This window comes from Streptomyces otsuchiensis (assembly GCF_004305975.1).
GTDB classification, from domain to species: Bacteria; Actinomycetota; Actinomycetes; order Streptomycetales; family Streptomycetaceae; genus Streptomyces; species Streptomyces otsuchiensis.
The window spans coordinates 1-5,926 of record NZ_BHZI01000331.1 but is presented as its reverse complement, the minus strand read 5'-3'; the positions used below and the strand labels follow the sequence as shown (position 1 = coordinate 5,926).

Annotated in this window: 5 protein-coding genes; 4 read left to right on the top strand and 1 reads right to left on the bottom strand. The window is 72.1% G+C overall.

Translation table 11 applies throughout. The annotated features are described in order from the left end of the window. The first annotated feature begins 112 nt into the window (after nt 1-112). From E0D90_RS22920 to E0D90_RS22910, 3 genes are all read left to right on the top strand, one after another. Nucleotides 113-1,894: a DEAD/DEAH box helicase gene (locus E0D90_RS22920; RefSeq protein WP_103504511.1), complete on the top strand. Its 1,782-nt coding sequence runs from the start codon at nt 113-115 to the stop codon at nt 1,892-1,894. 395 nt (nt 1,895-2,289) lie between these two features. Beyond that, nucleotides 2,290-2,934 carry an IclR family transcriptional regulator gene (locus E0D90_RS22915; RefSeq protein ID WP_103504507.1) on the top strand — a complete coding sequence of 215 codons (645 nt, stop codon included), beginning with the start codon at nt 2,290-2,292 and terminating at the stop codon, nt 2,932-2,934. Between the two features lie 152 nt (nt 2,935-3,086). Beyond that, nucleotides 3,087-3,884, top strand: a complete 798-nt coding sequence (locus E0D90_RS22910; protein WP_103504508.1) for a S16 family serine protease — start codon at nt 3,087-3,089, stop codon at nt 3,882-3,884. A 127-nt stretch (nt 3,885-4,011) separates the two neighbouring features. On the opposite strand, the gene hppD is transcribed toward E0D90_RS22910, so the two are convergent. Beyond that, nucleotides 4,012-5,181: a 4-hydroxyphenylpyruvate dioxygenase gene (hppD, locus tag E0D90_RS22905; RefSeq protein ID WP_438827436.1), complete on the bottom strand. Its 1,170-nt coding sequence runs from the start codon at nt 5,179-5,181 to the stop codon at nt 4,012-4,014. 110 nt (nt 5,182-5,291) lie between these two features. On the opposite strand from hppD, the gene E0D90_RS22900 reads away from it, so the two are divergent. Continuing rightward, nucleotides 5,292-5,801, top strand: coding sequence for an Lrp/AsnC family transcriptional regulator (locus E0D90_RS22900; RefSeq protein WP_130799906.1), 510 nt, complete (start codon nt 5,292-5,294; stop codon nt 5,799-5,801). Nucleotides 5,802-5,926 lie beyond the last annotated feature (125 nt).

Here is a 5,926-nt window from a genome sequence, read left to right as displayed (position 1 = left end):
GTCCGGGAGGCGGGGCGCCCGGGCACGCGGGCGGCGGGATGCGGCCGGTGGGCCGGGTGGTCCGGGTAGGCTGTCGCGGTCGTCCCGCCGCCGCCGAGTTTCCCCGAGGACCGTGACTACCACCGCCAGCTCCCATCTCTCCCCGGCCTTCCCGGGCCGCGCCCCGTGGGGCACCGCCAACAAGCTGCGCGCCTGGCAGCAGACGGCGATGGACTCCTATCTCCAGGACCAGCCGCAGGACTTCCTCGCGGTGGCCACCCCGGGCGCCGGGAAGACGACGTTCGCGCTGACCCTGGCGTCCTGGCTCCTGCACCACCACGTCGTGCAGCAGGTGACGGTCGTCGCGCCCACCGAGCACCTGAAGAAGCAGTGGGCGGACGCCGCCGCCCGCATAGGGATCCGCCTGGACCCGGAGTACAGCGCCGGGCCGGTCGGCAAGTCCTACCAGGGCGTCGCCGTCACCTACGCCGGTGTCGGGGTCCGGCCGATGCTGCACCGCAACCGGTGCGAGCAGCGCAAGACGCTGGTGATCCTCGACGAGATCCACCACGCCGGTGACTCCCGCTCGTGGGGCGAGGCGTGCCTGGAGGCGTTCGAGCCGGCCACCCGGCGGCTGGCGCTGACCGGAACACCGTTCCGATCCGACACCAACCCCATCCCGTTCGTCACCTACGCGGAGGGCAACGACGGCATCCGCCGTTCCGCCGCCGACTACACCTACGGCTACGGCAAGGCCCTCGCCGACGGCGTGGTGCGGCCCGTCATCTTCCTCTCCTACAGCGGCAACATGCGCTGGCGCACCAAGGCGGGCGACGAGATCGAGGCGCGGCTCGGCGAGCCGCTGACCAAGGACGCCACCGCGCAGGCGTGGCGCACCGCGCTGGACCCCACCGGCGACTGGATGCAGCAGGTCCTCGGCGCCGCCGACCGCCGGCTCACCGAGGTGCGGCGGGCCATCCCGGACGCCGGCGCGCTCGTCATCGCCGCCGACCAGGACTCCGCCCGCGCCTACGCCAAGCTGATCCGGCAGATCACCGGAGAGGCCGCCACCGTCGTCCTCTCCGACGACACCGGGGCGTCCGGCCGGATCGAGGAGTTCCGCCTCAACGACAGCCGCTGGCTGGTCGCGGTCCGGATGGTCTCCGAGGGGGTGGACGTGCCGCGTCTGGCGGTCGGCGTCTACGCCACCACCATCTCCACCCCGCTGTTCTTCGCCCAGGCCGTCGGCCGCTTCGTGCGCTCCCGCCGCCGTGGCGAGACCGCCTCGGTCTTCCTGCCGACGGTCCCGACGCTGCTGACGTTCGCGCACGAGATGGAGGTCGAGCGCGACCACGTCCTGGACAAGCCCAAGAAGAACGACGACGACCCGTACGCCGAGGAGGCCGACCTGCTGAAGGAGGCCGAGCGGCAGCAGGACGAGGACACCGGCGAGGACGAGCAGCAGAGCTTCGAGGCACTCCAGTCCGACGCGGTCTTCGACCGGGTGATGTACGACGGCGCCGAGTTCGGCATGCAGGCCCACCCCGGCAGCGAGGAGGAGCAGGACTACCTCGGCATCCCCGGTCTGCTCGAACCGGACCAGGTGCAACTGCTCCTGCAGAAGCGGCAGTCGCGGCAGATCGCGCACAGCCGCAAGCGGCCCGACGAGGAGGCCGACCTGGTCGAGCTGCCCGCCGACCGCCGCCCGGTCGTCACCCACCAGGAACTGCGCGATCTGCGCAAGGAACTGCACGGACTGGTCGGGGCCTACTCCCACCAGTCGGGCAAGCCGCACGGATCCATCCACAACGAGCTGCGGCGGACCTGCGGCGGCCCGCCGACGGCCGAGGCCACACCGGGGCAGCTGCGCCAGCGGATGGCCAAGGTCCGGGAGTGGGCCACCAAGATGCGCTGAGCCGGGTGGGCCGGGGGTGACCCGGCCCGCTGTCCGCTGTCCGCTGTCCGCTGCCCGCGTGTCCGGTAGCGGTCGGCGGGTGCGGTGGGGTCGGCGGTATACGCGCATTGCGGCCGGTTGCGGGTGTTGCGGGTCATCGCACGATGGCATCGGTTATTTCGCTTATTCCTCGCGTAACACCGCTTATGCCATGGTCGTATGGTGAACAGGCTCTTCCGCTGAGCGGTGCAGCTGTATAGGTTTTCGGGCACGCGCAAGCCGGTCCCAGCGGGTCGGCTCGCAGTCGGCCGGTGCACTCGACACCGCTTCCGGCGGCCCCCGTGCGTGCCGATCCTCGCCGCCGGGGTGGAGCGGCACCCCCGAATGCGGGCCGCCGGTCTCACGAAGGGGGCGGCGTGACCGCGGAGACCTCTCAGACGCTCGACCGGGGGCTGCGGGTGCTGAAACTGCTCGCCGACACCGACCACGGACTGACCGTCACCGAGCTGTCGAAGCAGCTCGGCGTCAACCGCACCGTCGTCTACCGCCTGCTCGCCACGCTGGAACAGCACGCACTGGTGCGCCGCGACGCCGGGGGACGGGCCCGGGTCGGGGTGGGCGTGCTCGGCCTCGGCCGCCAGGTGCACCCGCTGGTCCGCGAGGCCGCGCTGCCCGCACTGCGCGCGCTGGCCGAGGAGATCGGCGCCACCGCCCACCTCACCGTCGTCGACGGCGACGACGCGCTGGCCGTCGCCGTCGTCGAGCCGAGCTGGACCGACTACCACGTCGCCTACCGCACGGGTTTCCGCCACCCGCTGGACCGGGGAGCCGCCGGCCGCGCCATACTCACCGGCCGCTGCAAGGACATCGACGACGAGGACGGGTTCGTCCTCACCCACGGCGAACTGGAGGCCGGCGCCAGTGGAGCCGCCGCCCCCCTGCCCGCCGGCTGCGGCGTGGAGGGCAGTGTCGGGGTGGTCATGCTCAACGACAGCATCCCGCCGACGGTCGGGCCCCGCGTGGTCCGCGCCGCCCGGGAGATCGCCGACGTCCTGCGCTGACGGGTGCTGCCAGACTCTCTTGCCGGTCGGGACCGGGGCCGGTGCGCGAACACGCGGTATCCGCCGGTCGTCATCGCCGTGGATGTGGCCGGCCGGGTCCGCTGACCCGGCCGTCGGCGGGCGGGCCGTGGGGGTGCGTTAGATTCGCTGCCATGTCGCCGTCTTCCGCCCTGACCCGGAACCGGGTCGTCCTGCTCGTGTGCGCCGCGCTGGTCGCCGCCCTGCTGGCGGCCGCCGCCCTCGCCCCGCTGCCCTTCTCGGTGGCGCACCCCGGCGCCACCGTCGACGTGCTGGGGGAGGACAACGGAGAGCCGGTCATCTCGGTCTCCGGCGCCGAGGTCCGCACGCCCGAGGGCGAGTTGCGGATGACGACGATCATGGCCACCGGGCCGGACGCGTCGATCCGGCTCCCGGACGTGGTGCGCGGCTACTTCTCCGACGAGCAGGCGGTGCTGCCGCGCGCCTCCGTCTACCCGGTCGGCGACACCACCGAGGAGATCCGTGAACACAACGCCGAGCAGATGACGGCCTCGCAGAACGCCGCGGTCGACGCGGCCCTCGCACGGCTGGAGATCGACGGCGCGGGGCTGACCATCGACCTCCGGCTGGAGGACGTCGGCGGCCCCAGCGCCGGGCTGCTGTTCTCCCTCGGCATCATCGACCTGCTGGAGGGCGACGGGCAGGGCGGCGACGTCACGGGGGGCCGGGTGGTCGCGGGCACCGGCACGATCGACGCCCAGGGCGCCGTCGGCTCGGTCGGCGGTGTGCCGCTGAAGACGCAGGCCGCGCGCCGCGACGGAGCGGAGGTCTTCCTGGTGCCCGCCGCCGAGTGCGGTGAAGCCGGCCAGAACCTGCCCGACGGGCTGACGCTGATCCCGGTGCGCACCCTCGACGACGCGCTCACCGGACTGCGGGCGCTGGAGAGCGGCGACGCCGTTCCCAGCTGCTGATCCGCCGGGCGTCCGCCGGGCATCCGCCGGGGTGCCGAGGTGGCACGACGACGCGGGCCCCGCCCGTCCCCTTCCGGCAGGGGACGGGCGGGGCCCATGTCTCGGCACGGCCGGGGCCGCGCCGGGCTCAGAGGTTGCCGCGCCGGTCCTGCTCGCGCTCGATCGCCTCGAACAGGGCCTTGAAGTTGCCCTTGCCGAAGCCGAGCGAGCCGTGCCGCTCGATCATCTCGAAGAAGACCGTCGGCCGGTCCTGGACCGGCTTGGTGAAGATCTGCAGCAGGTAGCCGTCCTCGTCGCGGTCGGCGAGGATCTTCAGCTCGCGGAGGGTGTCCACCGGCACCCGGGTGTCGCCGACCCACTCGCCGAGCGTGTCGTAGTAGGAGTCGGGGACGTCGAGGAAGCTGACGCCGGCCGCACGCATCGAACGGACCGTGTTGACGATGTCGTTGGTCGCCAGCGCGATGTGCTGGACGCCGGGGCCGCCGTAGAACTCCAGGTACTCGTCGATCTGCGACTTCTTCTTGGCGACGGCCGGCTCGTTGATCGGGAACTTCACCTTGCGGGTGCCGTCGGCGACCACCTTCGACATCAGCGCCGAGTACTCGGTGGCGATGTCGTCGCCGACGAACTCCTTCATGTTGGTGAAGCCCATGACGCGGTTGTAGAACTGCACCCAGTCGTTCATGCGGCCCAGCTCGACGTTGCCCACACAGTGGTCCACCGCCTGGAAGAACCGCTTCTCCGGGGGCTCGACGATCGGGTCGGCGGCCGCGAAGCCCGGCAGGTACGGGCCGCGGTAGTCACCGCGCTCGACGAGGGTGTGCCGGGTCTCGCCGTAGGTCGCGATGGCCGCCATGACGACCGTGCCGTTGTCGTCGGAGAGTTCGAACGGCTCGCGCACACCGGTCGCACCCTGCCGGACGGCCTCCGCGTAGGCGGCGCGCGCGTCGGGCACCTCGATCGCCAGGTCGACCACGCCGTCACCGTGGTCGGCGACGTGCCGCTCCAGGAACTTCCCGTGGTCGGTGGTGGCGCGGATCACGGAGGTGAAGACGAAGCGGGCGCCGCCGGACTCCAGCACGTAGGAGGCGGTCTCCCGGGAACCGTTCTCCGGGCCGGAGTACGCCACCAGCCGCATGCCGAAGGCGGTGGAGTAGTAGTGGGCGGCCTGCTTGGCGTTGCCCACCGCGAAGACGATCGCGTCCATGCCCTTCACGGGGAAGGGGTCCGCCTCGCGGCTCGCGGCGGCGGACGGGTCAGCGGGGGTCTCGGGAGTGTTCGCCGTCATACCAGTCATGCAGGCAGCGTCCTCTTGATCGACAGGATGCGCAATAGTTTCAGTCACGGCTGCGCAATCTGTGTAGTGACTCTTGGAAAACGCCGGACGATCTGTGCACGATGACCACCGTGACCATCGATCAGCTGGACGGACGACTGCTGGAACTGCTGGCACGCGAACCGCGCATCGGCGTGCAGGAGGTCGCGCGCAGGCTCGGCGTGGCGCGCGGCACCGCACAGGCGCGGCTGGAGAAGCTGCGCGCCGGGGGAGTGATCCGGGGCTTCGGCCCGGAGGTCGACCCGGCGGCCATCGGCTTCCCCGTCACGGCGTTCGCGACCCTGGAGATCAAGCAGGGACTGGGCGGTGAGGTCCGCGAACACCTCCGGGGCGTCCCCGAAGTGCTGGAACTGCACACCATCACCGGGCAGGGCGACATGCTCTGCCGGCTGGTGGCCCGTTCCAACGCGGACCTGCAGCGGGTCATCGACCGGGTGGTGGGCTTCGAGGGCATCGTCCGGGCCGCCACCGCCATCGTGATGGAGAACCCCGTACCCCTGCGGATGGTCCCGCTGGTCAGGGAGGCCGCCGGGCTGACCGGGCCGCCCGGCGAGGAGCGGCCACCCGCGGCCGACCGGTGAGCCGGCCGGCCGGGCGGTGACGCCCGGCCCAGTGGCCGTACCCGTCCCCAGAGCGTGTTTGAGACCCCGCGCCGGGCCCGCGACGCCAGCTACGGCCATCTGCTGCGTTGTCAGGAACGCCCGAA